The organism is Streptomyces sp. NPDC059850, assembly GCF_042731515.1.
GTDB lineage: Bacteria > Actinomycetota > Actinomycetes > Streptomycetales > Streptomycetaceae > Streptomyces.
Genome location: NZ_JBHWJI010000023.1, coordinates 21,353 through 36,095, shown reverse-complemented (window position 1 = coordinate 36,095; position 14,743 = coordinate 21,353). Strand labels below are relative to the sequence as shown.

Annotated in this window: 14 protein-coding genes; 11 read left to right on the top strand and 3 right to left on the bottom strand. The window is 73.9% G+C overall.

Going from position 1 to position 14,743, the window contains the following annotated elements; translation table 11 throughout:
- The first annotated feature begins 145 nt into the window (after positions 1 to 145).
- The gene (locus ACFV9T_RS20670; RefSeq protein WP_385442336.1) at positions 146 to 2,587 is read left to right on the top strand and encodes a right-handed parallel beta-helix repeat-containing protein; all 2,442 of its coding nucleotides are present in this window, start codon (positions 146 to 148) and stop codon (positions 2,585 to 2,587) included.
- Here ACFV9T_RS20670 and ACFV9T_RS20665 read toward each other — a convergent pair.
- Positions 2,557 to 4,593, bottom strand: coding sequence for a hypothetical protein (locus ACFV9T_RS20665; RefSeq protein ID WP_385442505.1), 2,037 nt, complete (start codon positions 4,591 to 4,593; stop codon positions 2,557 to 2,559). The two genes, ACFV9T_RS20670 and ACFV9T_RS20665, sit on opposite strands and share 31 nt — an antisense overlap.
- Before the next feature lie 567 nt (positions 4,594 to 5,160).
- Between ACFV9T_RS20665 and ACFV9T_RS20660 the strand changes: the two genes are divergently transcribed.
- Positions 5,161 to 6,012 carry a DeoR/GlpR family DNA-binding transcription regulator gene (locus ACFV9T_RS20660; RefSeq protein ID WP_385442334.1) on the top strand — a complete coding sequence of 284 codons (852 nt, stop codon included), beginning with the start codon at positions 5,161 to 5,163 and terminating at the stop codon, positions 6,010 to 6,012.
- Between the two features lie 44 nt (positions 6,013 to 6,056).
- The gene (locus tag ACFV9T_RS20655) at positions 6,057 to 6,527 is read left to right on the top strand and encodes an SRPBCC family protein (RefSeq protein ID WP_385442333.1); all 471 of its coding nucleotides are present in this window, start codon (positions 6,057 to 6,059) and stop codon (positions 6,525 to 6,527) included.
- 7 nt (positions 6,528 to 6,534) lie between these two features.
- Here the strand turns inward: ACFV9T_RS20655 and ACFV9T_RS20650 are convergent, their stop codons facing one another.
- The gene (locus ACFV9T_RS20650; protein ID WP_385442330.1) at positions 6,535 to 7,668 is read right to left on the bottom strand and encodes a PLP-dependent cysteine synthase family protein; all 1,134 of its coding nucleotides are present in this window, start codon (positions 7,666 to 7,668) and stop codon (positions 6,535 to 6,537) included.
- Positions 7,669 to 7,843: 175 nt separating this feature from the next.
- On the opposite strand from ACFV9T_RS20650, the gene ACFV9T_RS20645 reads away from it, so the two are divergent.
- The 4 genes from ACFV9T_RS20645 (at position 7,844) to ACFV9T_RS20630 (ending at position 10,314) form a co-directional block, all read left to right on the top strand.
- Positions 7,844 to 8,170: a hypothetical protein gene (locus tag ACFV9T_RS20645; protein ID WP_385442328.1), complete on the top strand. Its 327-nt coding sequence runs from the start codon at positions 7,844 to 7,846 to the stop codon at positions 8,168 to 8,170.
- A 186-nt stretch (positions 8,171 to 8,356) separates the two neighbouring features.
- The gene (locus tag ACFV9T_RS20640; protein WP_385442327.1) at positions 8,357 to 8,995 is read left to right on the top strand and encodes an ATP-binding protein; all 639 of its coding nucleotides are present in this window, start codon (positions 8,357 to 8,359) and stop codon (positions 8,993 to 8,995) included.
- Positions 8,996 to 9,093: 98 nt separating this feature from the next.
- Positions 9,094 to 9,675: a TetR/AcrR family transcriptional regulator gene (locus ACFV9T_RS20635; protein WP_385442325.1), complete on the top strand. Its 582-nt coding sequence runs from the start codon at positions 9,094 to 9,096 to the stop codon at positions 9,673 to 9,675.
- A gap of 51 nt (positions 9,676 to 9,726) precedes the next feature.
- On the top strand, positions 9,727 to 10,314 hold the full coding sequence (locus tag ACFV9T_RS20630; RefSeq protein ID WP_385442323.1) for a DUF4865 family protein: 588 nt from the start codon (positions 9,727 to 9,729) through the stop codon (positions 10,312 to 10,314).
- A gap of 6 nt (positions 10,315 to 10,320) precedes the next feature.
- Here the strand turns inward: ACFV9T_RS20630 and ACFV9T_RS20625 are convergent, their stop codons facing one another.
- Positions 10,321 to 11,574, bottom strand: coding sequence for an ROK family protein (locus ACFV9T_RS20625; protein ID WP_385442321.1), 1,254 nt, complete (start codon positions 11,572 to 11,574; stop codon positions 10,321 to 10,323).
- Here ACFV9T_RS20625 and ACFV9T_RS20620 point away from each other — a divergent pair.
- From ACFV9T_RS20620 to ACFV9T_RS20605, 4 genes are all read left to right on the top strand, one after another.
- A complete protein-coding gene (locus tag ACFV9T_RS20620; RefSeq protein WP_385442319.1) occupies positions 11,565 to 12,797 on the top strand; it encodes an MFS transporter in 1,233 nt (410 codons plus the stop codon). The genes ACFV9T_RS20625 and ACFV9T_RS20620 overlap by 10 nt on opposite strands.
- Positions 12,798 to 12,858: 61 nt before the next feature.
- Entirely contained in the window at positions 12,859 to 13,593 is a 735-nt protein-coding gene (locus tag ACFV9T_RS20615) for a maleylpyruvate isomerase family mycothiol-dependent enzyme (protein ID WP_385442317.1), read from the top strand.
- Positions 13,590 to 13,841: a DUF6332 family protein gene (locus tag ACFV9T_RS20610; protein WP_385442314.1), complete on the top strand. Its 252-nt coding sequence runs from the start codon at positions 13,590 to 13,592 to the stop codon at positions 13,839 to 13,841. The genes ACFV9T_RS20615 and ACFV9T_RS20610 overlap by 4 nt, the downstream gene beginning before the upstream one ends.
- Positions 13,838 to 14,737 carry a DUF2797 domain-containing protein gene (locus ACFV9T_RS20605; RefSeq protein ID WP_385442313.1) on the top strand — a complete coding sequence of 300 codons (900 nt, stop codon included), beginning with the start codon at positions 13,838 to 13,840 and terminating at the stop codon, positions 14,735 to 14,737. Before ACFV9T_RS20610 ends, ACFV9T_RS20605 begins: the two co-directional genes overlap by 4 nt.
- The last annotated feature ends 6 nt before the right edge of the window (positions 14,738 to 14,743 follow it).

Below are 14,743 nucleotides of genomic sequence, written 5' to 3'. Positions count from 1 at the left end.
CCTGTGTACGGGACACCCCGTGCGCCGGACCTTCCGGGCAGGTCAACTCGGCGTGCCGCGCGCACGCTACGGTGGGGCCTTCACGTGAACAGCGGCACAGTCGCGCACATCCGGCATACGCACGAGGTGGGGGCACAGCAGCACCATGGCACAGGGCTCGGTCGTCCAGGTGACGCACAGCGGGACGTCGCGGTGGCGGCGCCGCACCGGAGAGTACGCCTCCCTCGCCGCGGCCCTGGAGGCCGCCGGGGACGGCGATGTGCTCTCCATCTCGCCCGGCACCTACCGTGAGAATCTGGTGGTGGGACGGGCCGTCACCCTGCGCGGCCCCGAGGGCTCCTCGCGCGGCTCGGTGCGGATCGCCCCCGCCGACGGCGTCGCCCTGACGATACGCGCGTCGGCGGTGGTCCAGGACCTGCACGTGGAGGGCATGGACTCGGCGTCGCCCGCGCTGCTGGTCGAGGAGGGCACCCCGGAGCTGACGGACGTACGGGTCGCGACCCGCTCCGCCGTCGGCATCGAGGTGCGCGGCGGCGCCCGGCCGACCGTGCGCCGCTGCACCGTGGACAACCCGGCGGGCGTGGGCTTGAGCGTGCTGGACGGCGCGGGCGGGGTGTTCGAGGACTGCGAGGTGATGGCGGCCGGGCAGTCCGGGGTCGCGGTGCGCGGCGGCGCCCGCCCGCGCCTGGAGCGCTGCCGCATCCACCACTCGTCGGGCGCCGGGGTCACCCTGACCGGCGAGGGCAGTTCGCTGGAGGCCGTCGGCTGCGAGGTGTACGAGATCCGGGGCGCGGGGGTGACGGTGTCCTCGCGCGCCACCGGGCATCTCACCGACTGCAAGGTGCACCGGACCACGGGCGACGGCGTCAACCTGGACACCGACGCCGTGCTCACGCTCGCGGACTGCGAGATCCACGACGTCCCGGAGAACGCGGTCGACCTGCGGTCCCGTTCGGTGCTCACGCTGACCCGCTCGACCGTACGCAAGTTCGGGCGCAACGGCCTGTCGGTGTGGGACCCGGGCACCCGGGTGGACGCCAACCAGTGCGAGCTGCACGAGAGCACGGGCGACTATCCGGCGGTGTGGGTGAGCGACGGCGCGACGGCCGTGCTCGACTCGTGCCGGGTGCGCGACGTGCCCGACGCGCTGTTCGTGCTGGACCGCGGCTCGCGCGTGGACGTCGTCGACAGCGACCTGTCCCAGGTGCGCAACACGGCGGTGTCGGTGAGCGACGGGGCGACCGCCCAGCTGGACGACTGCCGCATCCGGGAGGCGGCCACCGGCGCCTGGTTCCGTGACCACGGCAGCGGCGGCACCCTCGCGAACTGCGTCATCGACGGCGCCGCGACCGGAGTGATCGTCACCAAGGGCGCCGACCCGACGGTCGAGCGCACCACGGTCTCCTCGCCGACGGAGGCCGGGTTCTATGTGTCCGCCGAGGGCCGCGGTACCTTCAGCAACTGCCGGGTGACGGGCAGCAGCGGCTATGGCTTCCACATCATCGACGGCTGCCGCACCACCCTGACCCGGTGCCGCACCGAGCGGTGCGCGCGCGGCGGTTACGAGTTCTCCGAGGCGGGCCCGGCCGTCGAGGACTGCACCAGCGACGAGAGCGCCACCAGTGCCGTCACCACCCCGGCGACCGCCCCCGCGCTCCCGGCGCCCGCCGTGGAGACCGCCGCCTCGACGGGCGGGCTGCTGGGCGGCCTCCCGGCGCAGCGCGCCGTCCAGCCCCCGGCCGTGACCGCCGCGCCCGCCGAGGAGCCGGTGTCCGTACGGCCTTCCACGACGGTGCTGGGCGAACTGGACGCGCTGGTGGGGCTGGACAGCGTCAAGCGCGAGGTGCGCGCCCTCACCGACATGATCGAGGTCGGCCGCAGGCGTCAGGAGGCCGGGCTGAAGGCCGCCTCCGTCCGCCGCCATCTGGTATTCACCGGCTCCCCCGGCACCGGCAAGACGACGGTCGCCCGGCTCTACGGCGAGATCCTGGCCTCGCTGGGGGTGCTGGAGCGCGGCCACTTGGTGGAGGTCTCCCGGGTGGACCTGGTCGGCGAGCACATCGGCTCGACGGCGATCCGCACCCAGGAGGCGTTCGACCGGGCGCGCGGCGGGGTGCTGTTCATCGACGAGGCGTACGCGCTCTCGCCCGAGGACTCCGGCCGGGACTTCGGGCGCGAGGCGATCGACACCCTGGTGAAGCTGATGGAGGATCACCGGGACTCGGTGGTGGTCATCGTCGCCGGGTACACGGCGGAGATGGAGCGCTTCCTGTCCGTCAACCCCGGTGTGGCGTCCCGCTTCTCCCGCACCATCACGTTCGGCGACTACGCGCCCGAGGAGCTGCTGCGGATCGTGGAGCAGCAGGCCGACGACCAGGAGTACCGGATCGGCGAGGGCGCGTCGGAGGCGCTGCTGAAGTACTTCACGGCGCTGCCGAAGGGTCCGGCGTTCGGCAATGGCCGTACGGCCCGGCAGACCTTCGAGGCGATGGTGGAGCGGCACGCGGGCCGGGTCGCGCAGGTGAGCGACCCGAGCACCGACGACCTCACGCTGCTCTACCCGGAGGATCTGCCCGAACTGCTCTGAGCCTGCTCGGGGAGGCGGGCCAGCAGCGCGGCCCGCTCCCGGTCGAAGGCCGGGTCCGCCTGGTACTCGCCGTGCCCCAGGATCGGCGCGGGCAGCGGGTGTTCGGCGGTACGGCCGTAGGCGAGCGGGTCCTTGAACGCGTCGCAGTCCACGTCGGGCCCGTCGGCCCCATCGGTCTCGGTCAGCCGGATCGGGCCGCCGATGGGGTCGGTGTAGCGCCACAGGTTGCGCCAGCACCGCACCTCGCCGTGGAGCGAGCGCAGTTGGGCGGGGCCGAAGTAGGCGGGGAACCAGCGCCCGTACAGCCGCTCCAGCGGTGAGCCGTAGGTGAGCAGCGCGACCTGGGCGCGGGTGCGCGGGTCGACCTGCCAGACCGCGGCGGCGGCCAGCACGCTGCCCTGAGAGTGCCCGGAGATGACGAGGCGGCCGCCGTAGGTGCGGGTCCAGGTCTCCATCCGCCAGGTCAGGTCGGGGACGGCGCGCTCGGCATAGCAGGGCGGGGCGAAGGGGTGCGCTGCGCGCGGCCAGAAGGTGCCGACGTCCCACAGGATGCCGATGGTGCGCCGCGCGGAGGGGCTGCGGTACGCGCGACGGGCCCAGGTGACCAGCATCAGGACCGCGAAGCCCATCATCCAGGAGCCGAGCGCCTGGGCCGTCTGGGTGGCCGCGTCGATGAACCCCGGGGTGTCGTCGGCGGCCCGCCCCGGCACCTCGTTGGTGAGCCAGGTCCCGATGACCGCGAGCCCGCCGAGCAGCAGAGTGAACAGGGCGACGGGGCCGACGAGCCAGGGCGTGGAGTCGGTGAGCCCGGCGCGGGCGATGGTGGTGGCGATCCGGCGGGTGCGCACCGCGTCGGCGGGCTCGCCCGGGTAGCTGTCCAGGACGCCGGGGATGAGCCGCTCGCGGATCCGCCAGGCCCGCAGGGCGAAGATCACAGCCAGCAGCAGGATCATCAGCAGCAGGACCGGTATGGCCGTGGCCCACCAGGACAGCAGGATGGGCGGCGCGATGGTGCCGCCCTCGCCCGGGGTGGCACCGCCGTCCAGCCAGTCGGCGATGCGCTGGGCGACGCCTCCGGCGAGCACCGAACCGAGCCCGCAGGCGAGCATGGCGACGGCGGGACCGGCCAGTCCGCGCAGCGGGGTGCGCGCGGTGGGCGCCTCCCGGTACAGGAGCAGGGCGCACACCGCGATGGCCACGATGAGCGCGCCCTGCACGATGGCGATCGTGACGAAGGTCTGGTCGCCGGGCAGCCTTCCGTGGGAGACCCAGTCGGGGCGGGACCAGCCCGCGTACAGCATGGCGAGCGCGAGCACGCCGAGTGCGGCGCCGGGCAGCGCGGTGATGGTGAGGCGGTCCAGATCGCTGTCGGCCTTGGTCTCGCTGCGGCCTCGGCGGCACACCACGATCACCACCAGGCACCCGCCGGTGATCACCAGGGCGAGCAGCGTCCAGCCCACGGCGTCCAGCAGGGCGCCGCCGCCCGCCTCGCGGTCGTACCCTGCGGTGGCCGCGGTGATGGCCGCGGCGATCGTCAGGAAGCCCGCGGCGGTGTGGGCGGCGCGCAGCCGGGCGACGATGCGGCGGCCGTACCAGAAGCCCGGCAGGCACAGCGCGGGCTGGTTGCCCGACTCGGCGCAGGTCTCGTCCACCGGCCGCTCCAGCGGGGGCTGCGACTCGTAGGCGCTCCAGGTGCGGTTGGACAGGTACCACAGCAGCCCGTTGAGGGCCGCCGGTACGACGGCGGCGAGCGCGAGCCGGCGGCCGGGCTGGCTCCACCAGCCGTCGTCCCCGGCGGACAGGAAGCCGAGCCAGGTGCCGTCGGCGCACTCGGCGGCGCCCGCGCACTGCCAGGCGACCAGGTCGAGGGCGACCTCGCCGGCCCCGGCGATCAGCAGCACGGTCAGGCTGAGCGCGACCAGCCGCACCAGCAGCCCGTAGCTGCGCACGGTGCGCTCCCGGCGGTCGGCCGCGGGGCGCATCCAGTGGGCCAGGTTGACGACCATGAAGGGCAGCAGGAGCAACCACAGGGCGCGGGCGCTGTTGCCGGAGGTGAGGTTGGACCAGACGTACGCCTCGCGGACCGGGGCGCCCCGGTGGTCCTCCGGGCGCGACTCGGCGTCGATGTCGTCGATGCGCCGGTAGACCGCGGCGGTCTCGTCGCCGGTGACCGGGGTGGTGCGCGGATCGGTCAGCATCTCCTGGGGGGTGGTGCCGCCGACGCCGTGGACCAGGAGTTCCAGGTCGGGTGGTGGTTCACCGTTCCGGGGCGGCGGTGGCGCCCCCAGCGCCCGGTCCGCCCCCGCTGCCGATGCGCTGGTACCCGTGGTCGATGCCACCGTGCCCCCCGATCCCGGTGTCGTGCGGTCGTCCCGCCCCGGTCTTCCCCAGGTCTGTCCCCGGTCTTCTCCCGGTCTTCGCTCCAGGATTGTGCCCAGCGGGGTGGGACACGGAGCATGACAGGCCGGGCGTGGCGAAATCGTAACCCCCCGGTACTCAGGGCCCGGCTGTCCGCCCCACATGCGAAGATGGCCGCGCGGGCGACGTGCGACGGCCGGAAGGGAACGGGCAGGGTGAGCGACAACCAGAATCTCCTCGCCGAGCAGCGGCGCGCCCTGATTCTCGACGAGGTCAGGCGGCGCGGTGGAGTGCGGGTCAACGAGCTGACGCGCAAGCTCAATGTGTCGGACATGACGGTCCGTCGCGATCTGGACGCGCTGGCCCGGCAGGGTGTGCTGGAGAAGGTGCACGGCGGCGCGGTGCCGGTCGCCGAGGCGAGCACGTACGAACCGGGGTTCGAGGCCAAGTCGGGCCTGGAGCTGTCCGCCAAGGAGGACATCGCGAAGGCCGCCGCCGCGATGGTCACCCCGGGGACGGCGATCGGGCTGGCCGGGGGTACGACGGCGTTCGCGCTGGCCCAGCAGCTGCTGGAGGTGCCGGATCTGACGGTGGTGACCAACTCGGTCCGGGTGGCGGACGTGTTCTACAACGCGCAGCGGTCGGCGGCGGCGCTCGGCGGGGCCGCACCGCGCCCCGGGGCGGCCACCGTGGTGCTCACGGGCGGGGTGCGCACCCCGTCGGACACGTTGGTGGGGCCGGTCGCGGACGCCGCGGTGCGCGCGCTCCACTTCGATGTGCTCTTCCTCGGCGTGCACGGCATATCGGTCGAGGCCGGGCTGTCCACGCCGAACCTGGCGGAGGCGGAGACCAACCGCCACTTCGTGCGGTCCGCGCGGCGGGTGGTGGTGGTCGCCGACCACACCAAGTGGGGCACGGTGGGCCTGAGTTCCTTCGCCTCGCTGGACCAGGTGGACGCGCTGGTGACGGACCCCGGGCTGCCGGCCGCGGCGCGTGCCGAGATCGCCGAGTATCTGCCGGAGCTGGTGGTGGCGGGCGAGCCGGGCGAGGCCGCGTCGGTCCTCTGACGGGACCTCTGACGGAGCGACAGCCGTGCGGCTATCGTGGCCGCATGGCATACCGGTTGCGTTCCGTGGGGCTGGACTACACCGAGACGGCCCCGGTCCAACTCGCTTTCACCGCCGAGGCGTCGGCGCCGCCCGAGGCGGTGTTCGGGGCGCTGGCCGATGTCGAGGGCTGGCCCCGCTGGTTCCGCCAGGTGACCGACGCCCGCGCGACGGCCGACGGGACGGGGCGGGAGATCCGCCTGCTGGGCGGCACCCGCTTCCGCGAGACGGTGGTGGCGGCGGACCCCTGCGAGCGGTACGCGTACCGGATCGACGAGACGAACGTACCGGGGCTGCGGGCGCTGCTGGAGGAATGGCGGCTGGTGCCGTGGCGCTCCGGCACGGTGGTGCGCTACACGTTCGCGCTGGACGGCACGGCGCCGGTCCGGGCCTCGGCGCGGATCTTCCGCCCGGGGCTGCGGCGGGCGTTCCACGACGCGGTCCGGTGCCTGGACCGGCGGCTGACGACGGGCTGAGGGTGGATCAGGCCGTGAGCTGGTCCGGCCAGCGTCCGGTCGCCAGGAAGGTGTCGATCGCCTTCGCGTGCGGCTCGATGTCGAGCCCCTGTTCCTCCAGCCAGGCGTCCGAGTAGTACTTGTCCAGATACCGGTCGCCCGGGTCGCACAGCAGTGTCACCACGCTTCCCGTGCGCCCCCGCTCCACCATCTCCGCGACGATCTTCAGCGCGCTCCACAGCCCGGTCCCCGTGGACCCGCCCGCCTTGCGCCCGATCGCCCGCTCCAGCGCCCGTACGGCCGCGACGCTCGCCGCGTCCGGGACCTTCATCATCCGGTCGATCGCGCCGGGCAGGAAGCTGGGCTCCATCCGGGGGCGGCCGATGCCCTCGATACGGGAACCGGACTCGCTGCACGCGTGGGCGTCGTGGTGCACCCAGCCGTCGAAGAAGCACGAGTTCTCCGGGTCGGCGACGCACACCCGGGTGTCGTACTGCATGTAGTGCGCATAGCGCGCGATGGTCGCGGAGGTGCCGCCGGTGCCCGCGGTGGCGACCACCCAGGCCGGTTCGGGATAGCGCTCCAGCCGCAGCTGCTGGTAGATCGACTCGGCGATGTTGTTGTTGCCTCGCCAGTCGGTCGCCCTTTCGGCGTAGGTGAACTGGTCCATGTAGTGGCCACCGGATTCCGCCGCGAGGGCGATGGACTCCTCGTACATCTTCCGCGGGTCGTCCACGAAATGGCACTGGCCGCCATGGAATTCGATCAGGCGGCACTTTTCCCGGCTCGTCGTGCGCGGCATCACCGCGATGAAGGGGACGCCGATCAGCTTCGCGAAGTACGCCTCGGATACGGCGGTGGAGCCGCTGGACGCCTCGATGACGGGCTTGCCGGGGCGGATCCAGCCATTGCACAGCCCGTAGAGGAACAGCGAGCGGGCGAGCCGGTGCTTGAGGCTCCCTGTGGGATGGGTGGACTCGTCCTTGAGGTAGAGGTCGATCCCCCACCGCTGCGGGAGCGGGAAGCTCAGCAGGTGCGTATCAGCTGATCGCTGTGCGTCGGCCTGCACTTTCCGGACGGCCTCCTTGAGCCAGGCCCGGTAGTCGTGGTCACTGCGGTCCACGTCAACCGTGTCGATGACCGTCCGCGTCGTACTGTCCACGCCGCTCCTCGTGCTTGTGCCCCGTGCCCGTTCCGAGTGGCATACTCGGTCCGTTTCGATCCTAAATGGACCCCGGTGCGCCCTGGTGCCCCGGGCCGGTCACGGGCACACTGCGCAGCAGGGAGAATGAGGCAGCAGCGCTTGCCAGTCGGAAGCCACCGGGGAGGCGGTCGTGATGGCCGATACCGAATTCAACGCCAGGGGCGTGCGGATCGAGCGATTCCTGCGCTCGGTCACCCGCGCCGGACAGGTCTCGATCAAGGACGGCAGGCTGCAGCTGCTGACCAGCTACGGGCGCGAGATCGACAGCGCGCCCGTGCAGTCGGTCCGGGCGAGCAAACCGTGGTTCGTGGACGGCGACCAGGCGATGGCGACCGTCAACGGCACCCGCTACCGCCTCACCCTCGGCCAGCAGGACGCGGCCAAGCCCTCCGGGTCCGGCGCCGCCGGCCGCTTCCTCGACGCGGTCCGGTCCGCCCGGGACCACGTCCGCAAGGGGTGAAGGCGGCCGAGTTGCGCATGCGCGCGGGGGGACCGACCCTGGACGAGCATCAGTATCACTGAGGGTCAACAAGCGGTGACGCTGAGAACCGGCCCACCGGTCGCGCACGGCAGCCACCACTGCTGAACGCGTTCGCCGCCCGCATCTGCATCAGGCTAGCCCCAACTTCTTCAGGGAGTCGCAGCCGTGATCAGTCGTCCTAGCAGGCATTGCACGGTGGAGCTGCAAGCCCTGCCGTCGCGGATCGGTCAGGTCCGCAGAATCGTGTCGGCGCAGTTGCGCTACTGGCATCTGGATCCGCTCATCGACCCGGCGGCGCTCGGTGTCACCGAGCTGCTCACCAATGTCCACCGGCACGCCGAGCCGGACAAGCAGTGCACGGTCGAGATCGCCCTCATGCTGGACCGGCTGACGGTCTCGGTCCGCGACCAGGATCCGCGGCTGCCCCGGGTCCGCGAATCCGACCCCGTGTCCACGCACGGCCGGGGGCTCGCGCTGGTCGCGGCGGTCAGCCAGACCTGGGGGATGGACGTACGGGACGACGGCAGCGGCAAGGTCGTCTGGTTCACGCTGGCCGTGCCGCAGCCCGCCACCGTGACCGGCTCGCCGTACGCGGCGTACGGAGCGGGCCGCACCGCGCCGCCGCCGCACCGGGCGGGCCTGGCCCGTCCGGTAACGGCCCCCACCCCGGCCTCCGCACCGGCCCCGGTGTCTCCCGTATCCCCGGTATCCCCGGCGCCCGCACCGGCTCCCGTGGCGGCGCCCGCGCCCGCACCGGCCGTACGGGAGCGGGCACCGGCCGCCCGGTCGGCCGTATCCCACTGAGCGTTTCGGCACCGGGCGTTCGGGCCGCCCCGCCCCCAGGCGGACGGGACGGCCCGCTCACCACCCTCTCTGTACCTACTGGTATGTACACTCCTCGCATGACCACCTCGGAACGGCTGATCGAGAGCACCCGGGAACTGCTGTGGGAGCGCGGCTACGTGGGCACCAGCCCCAAGGCGATCCAGCAGCGGGCGGGGGCGGGCCAGGGCAGCATGTACCACCACTTCACGGGCAAGCCCGATCTCGCGCTCGCGGCCATCCGCCGCACCGCCGAGGAGTTGCGGGCCGCGGCGGAGGCGTCGCTGTCCGGCCCCGGGGGCGCGTACGACCGCGTGCGCGGCTATCTGCGGCGCGAGCGCGATGTGTTGCGCGGCTGTCCGATCGGGCGGCTGACGATGGATCCGGAGGTGATCGCCGATCCGGTGCTGCGGCAGCCGGTGGACGAGACGCTGGACTGGCTGCGCGGGCGGTTGGCGGACGTCCTCGCCGAGGGGCGGGAGCGCGGCGAGTTCACGGCCGGGCTGGACCCGGCCCGTACCGCCTCGGCGGTCGTCGCGACCGTACAGGGCGGCTATGTGCTGGCCCGCGCGGCCGAGTCGGCGGCCCCTTTCGACAGCGCCGCGGAAGGCCTGCTCGCCCTGCTGGCCGCCCACCGGGCGCCCGACTCCCCCGCCAGGTAACGGAATTGCCGGTTCCAGGAGAAGGTTCCAGGAGAAGGAAAGAGTCCGCTCATGCACGCGATGCAGTACCGGATCACGCTGCCCGCCGACTACGACATGAAGATCATCCGGCATCGGGTGGAGTCGAGGGGGCACCTCCTGGACGACTTCCCGGGGCTCGGCCTCAAGGCGTACGGCATCCGCGAGCGCGGGGTCGACGGCTCACCGGTCAACTCCTACGCGCCGTTCTACCTCTGGTCCGCCCCGGACGCCATGAACCGCTTCCTGTGGGGTCCCGGATTCCGGGGCATCGTCCAGGACTTCGGCCGCCCCGCCGTCGAACACTGGCAGGGCCTGGCCTTCCACCGCGGCCCGGCCGTCGGCACCGCGCCGCGCACCGCCGTCCGCCACACCGAGCCGGTCCCGGCCGCCGCCGATCCCGCGACGGCCGTCGACGGCGCGCTTAAGGAGCTGCGGCGCCGGGCGACCGCCGAGGGTGTGCACTCGGCGGCGCTCGGCATCGACCCGCGCGGCTGGGAGCTGATGCGCTTCACGCTCTGGGCCCACTCCGCGCCACCCGAAGAGCCCGGCGACCGCTACCAGGTGCTCCATCTGTCGGCCCCGGACCTGACCGCGCTCCCCGAGGGACGGCACTGGTAGGCGGTGCTACGCCACACCCAGCGCCGTCAGCGGGTCGTCCAGCGCCGGCTGCCACGCCAGCTCCGCCGCGCCCACCAGGCCGTTGTGGTCCAGGGTGCACGGCAGAATCGGTACGCCCCCGCTGCGCCCCCACAGGCTGCGCTCGGCGACGACCGCCCGCAGCCGCTCCGCGTCGGCCTCCAGCAGCTCGCGGTGGAGGCCGCCGAGGATGATGCGGTCGGGGTTGAGGATGTTGACGAGCCCGGCGAGCCCGAGGCCCAGGCGGTCGATGAGCTGCTCGGCGGCGGCCCGCACCGACGGATCGGCGTAGTCCGCGCGGATCAGGTCACGGGCCTGCTGGAGCAGCGACCCCTCGGGGCCGGGCTCGCGCCCGGCGGCGTCGAGGAAGGCGAGCGGGTCGGTCTCGATGTCCAGGCAGCCGCGGCTGCCGCAGTGGCAGGGCGGCCCCTCGGGGTTGACGGTCAGATGGCCGACCTCCAGGGCGAGCCCCGCGCTGCCGGTGTGCAGCCGCCCGTCGAGGACCAGCGCGCCGCCGACGCCGCGGTGTCCGGTGGCGACGCACAGCAGATGCTGCGCGCCGCCCCCGGCGCCGTGCCGGTGTTCGGCGAGGGCGGCGAGGTTGACGTCGTTGCCCGCGTGGCCGGTGAGCGGTTCCCCGTCCGCGCCGCGGATCCCCGCTTCGGCCAGGCTCCGGGTGAACAGCTCGCGCACCGGCGCGCCCGCGGGCCAGGCGATGTGCAGCGGGTTGAGGGCGGTGCCCTCGGGCTCCGCGACCGCGGACGGCACGGCCAGCCCGGCGCCCACGCAGCGGCGGCCGGTCTCGCGCAGCAGCTGGGCTCCGGCCTCGACGACCGCGTCGATGACGTGCGCCGGGTCGGCGGGCACCGTCATGCGGCCGGGGGCGGTGGCGACGATGTTCCCGCCGAGCCCGACGAGCGCCGCCCGGAAGCCGTCGGCGTGCACCTGGGCGGCGAGCGCGACGGGCCCGCGCGGGGCGATCGAGAGCCGGTGCGAGGGGCGGCCCTGCGCCCCGGCGGAGCCGAGCGGCCGCGCGTCGACCTCGATCAGGCCGAGCGCCTCCAGCTCGGCGGCGACGGCCCCCGCGGTCGCGCGGGTCACCCCGAGTTCGGTCGTGAGCACCGCGCGGGTGGGTGCGCGGCCGGTGTGTACGAGCGCCAGTGCCGGGCCGAGAGCGCCCCGGCCCCGCTCGAGCCTTGTCCGTGTCTGGGTCACGCCTCTATTCTCACTTTGTGCCGACATCAAACAAAACATGGACGGCCATTCCGGGGAAGCGCGGGCCGGCGACCCCCGAGCGCGCCCTCTCCCAACTCCGCGCCGCCCTCACCGTGTTCTTCGCCCTCGACGGCTTCGTGTTCGCCGGATGGGTGGCCCGCATCCCCGCGATCAAGGACCAGACGGGCGCCTCCGCGGGCGCCCTGGGGCTCGCCCTGCTGTGCGTGTCGGTGGGTGCCACGGCCACCATGATGACCACCGGGTGGCTCTGCCGCCGGTTCGGCAGCCACGCCACGACGGTCGCCCTCGCCGTGCTGCTCTCGCTCAGCGTCACGCTGCCGCCGCTGACCCACTCCGCGCTCGCCCTCGGGCTGGTGCTGCTGGTCTTCGGCACCGCCTTCGGCGGGCTCAACGTCGCCATGAACAGCGCGGCCGTCGATCTCATCGCCGCGCTGCGCAGGCCCGTCATGCCCAGCTTCCACGCGGCGTTCAGCCTGGGCGGGATGGCCGGGGCGGGGCTCGGCGGGCTGCTCGCGGGCCATCTCTCCCCCACCCGCCATCTGGCGCTGCTGGCCGCCGTCGGGCTGGTGCTCGCGGCGGGCGCGGGCCGCACCCTGCTCTCCGTTCCGCCGCCGTCGCCGCCCGAAACCGATACGAGCCCGGCGGCCGGGGCATCCGCCGGAGCGCGGCGCGGGCCCGCGCGCTGGCTGGTGGCGGTATTCGGCCTGATCGCCCTGTGCACGGCGTACGGCGAGGGGGCGATGGCGGACTGGGCCGCGCTCCATCTCCGCGAGGACCTCCACGCGTCCGCGGGCGTCGCGGCCGCCGGTTACTCCGTATTCGCGCTGACGATGGCCATTGGGCGGCTTTCCGGTACGGCGCTGCTCGAACGGATCGGCCAGACCGCGACGTTGACCGCGGGCGGCGCCACGGCGGCGGCCGGGATGCTGCTGGGCGCGCTCGCGCCGACGGTCTGGCTCACCCTGCTGGGCTTCGCGGTCACCGGGCTCGGCCTGGCCAATCTCTTCCCCGTGGCCATCGCCCGGGCGGGCGCGCTGGCCGGCCCCAGCGGGGTCGCCGCGGCCTCCACCCTCGGCTACGGCGGCATGCTGCTGGGCCCGCCCGCGATCGGCTTCCTCGCCGACTGGTTCTCGCTGCCCGCAGCCCTCACCACGGTCGCGGGGCTGGCGGCGGTCGCGGCCGTCGTCGCGTACGCCACCCGCAACGCCGTACGCCCCGGGCCGGATTGACCGCCGGATTGAATTTCGCCACGTCACCCCGCATGTCAGAGGTGGCTGGCAGAATTCCGCCATGGAGATTGCCGAGCTGATCGACGTCGTGAACCGCGAGGGGCAGCTGCTGGCCGACGCCGCGGCCAAGGCGGGCACGGACGCCCGGGTGCCCACCTGCCCCGGGTGGCAGGTCCGGGACCTGCTGTCGCACACCGGGCGGGTGCACCGGTGGGCGACCCGTTACCTCGCCGAGGGCCTGACGGAGCGGGTTCAGCTGAGTGACGAGCCGGAGCTGGACGGCGCCGAGCTGGTCGCCTGGTACCGGGACAGCCATCGGACGCTGGTCAAGGCGCTCACCGACGCCGACCCGGCCCTGGAGTGCTACACGTTCCTGCCCGACCCCGCGCCGCTGGCGTTCTGGGCCCGGCGGCAGGCCCACGAGACGTCGATCCACCGGGTCGACGCGGAATCGGCGCTCGGCGCGGACCACTCGCCCTTCGACCCGGCCTTCGCGGCGGACGGGATCGATGAGCTGCTGCTCCGTTTCCATGCGACGGAGCTGAGCAAGGTGCGTACGGAGGCCCCGCGCACCCTGCGGCTGCGGGCCACGGACACCGACGACATCTGGACGGTGCGGCTCAGCGAAGCGATCCCGCGCACCACGCGGGACGGCGAGGGGGACGCGGACTGCGAGCTGACCGGCCCGGCCGGGGAGCTGTACATGGTGGCGTGGAACCGGCTGCCGTACAGCGCGCTGAGCGGCAAGGGCGATCTGTCGCTGGCGCAGGTGTGGCGGGAGCGGTCGTCCCTGTGAGCAGGCCTGGGCCCCGTAGCCAGGCCGACCGGGACGCGCTCACCGTGGAGATCGTGTTCGCCCTGGTCACGGGCGGGCTGCTGGCGGCCGTCCTCTTCTTCGCCGTCGCGAGCCCCGCGCTCTTCGGGGAGCTGGGGCAGGCCCAGGAGGCCGCGTGGCGGACGGCGGCCGCCGTCGCGGCCACCGCCGGGTTCGCCTACCGCGTGATACGGGTGCTGTGGCTGCCCCGTAAGGGGCGGCGCGAATGACCGGGGACGGGCGGTGGCGGTGCGCGGGGCTGCGCTGGTCGTACGGCTCCGGCCCCGCCCTCGTCTGGCGCCATCCGGTCCACGGTGAGCGGACGTCCGCGCTGACGCGGGGCCGTCCGCTGGCCTTCACCACCGGGCCCGGGCGCCACTGCACCGGCGTGCGCCGGGGGGCCAGGCACACCCCGTGCCCGGACGACGCCGAGGTGTCGGTGACCGCCGTCTCGTCCCAGTGCGCGGACTGCGCCCGGCTCGACCGCTCGTACTCGGTCGCCGCCGACACCCGCACCGACGACCCCCGCCCGTACGACGTCTATCTCGCCTGGTTCGGGCCGGGGTTGGTCAAGGCCGGGATCACGGCGGCCGAGCGGCAGGGCGTACGACTGCTGGAGCAGGCAGCGCTCTCGTACGCGCTGCTCGGCCGGGGCCCGCTGATGGCCGCGCGCCGCGCGGAGGCCGTGCTGGGGGCCGCGCTCGGCGTCCCGGACCGCTTTCCGTACGCGGCCAAGCGCGCCGCCCGGCAGGCGCCGCCGCCCCGGGAGCACCGCGCCGCCGAACTCGCGGCGCTGCACGCGCGGGCGCGCGGGCTCGGCGGTCTGCCGGAGTCGCTGGCCGTCACCGCCTTCGCGCCGGTCCACCACGACGAGGCGTTCCATCTGGAGCGGCTGGGTCCGGTGCACGGGGCGATCCGGCTCGCCGCCGACCGCACGGTGGCGGGGCGCGTCGAGGGCGTGGCGGGCCCGGACATCCAGCTGACCGCGTCGGACGGCCGCGCCCTGCTGCTGGATGGCCGTCTGCTGGCGGGCCGTCCGCTCGGCGCTGCCCCGGCGGACGCGGAGACGACGGCCCCGGTGGAGGTTCCGGCGCGGGAGGCCGCGCGTCCGGAGGCGCTGTTCTGACGCGCT

What these genes read in the sequence shown, in the direction of transcription:
- ACFV9T_RS20670 (WP_385442336.1), top strand. Translation starts at nt 146, where the DNA reads ATGGCACAGGGCTCGGTCGTCCAGGTGACGCACAGCGGGACGTCGCGG.
- ACFV9T_RS20665 (WP_385442505.1), bottom strand. Translation starts at nt 4,593, where the DNA reads ATGGTCGTCAACCTGGCCCACTGGATGCGCCCCGCGGCCGACCGCCGG.
- ACFV9T_RS20655 (WP_385442333.1), top strand. Translation starts at nt 6,057, where the DNA reads ATGGCATACCGGTTGCGTTCCGTGGGGCTGGACTACACCGAGACGGCC.
- ACFV9T_RS20645 (WP_385442328.1), top strand. Translation starts at nt 7,844, where the DNA reads ATGGCCGATACCGAATTCAACGCCAGGGGCGTGCGGATCGAGCGATTC.
- ACFV9T_RS20635 (WP_385442325.1), top strand. Translation starts at nt 9,094, where the DNA reads ATGACCACCTCGGAACGGCTGATCGAGAGCACCCGGGAACTGCTGTGG.
- ACFV9T_RS20630 (WP_385442323.1), top strand. Translation starts at nt 9,727, where the DNA reads ATGCACGCGATGCAGTACCGGATCACGCTGCCCGCCGACTACGACATG.
- ACFV9T_RS20625 (WP_385442321.1), bottom strand. Translation starts at nt 11,574, where the DNA reads ATGTCGGCACAAAGTGAGAATAGAGGCGTGACCCAGACACGGACAAGG.
- ACFV9T_RS20615 (WP_385442317.1), top strand. Translation starts at nt 12,859, where the DNA reads ATGGAGATTGCCGAGCTGATCGACGTCGTGAACCGCGAGGGGCAGCTG.
- ACFV9T_RS20605 (WP_385442313.1), top strand. Translation starts at nt 13,838, where the DNA reads ATGACCGGGGACGGGCGGTGGCGGTGCGCGGGGCTGCGCTGGTCGTAC.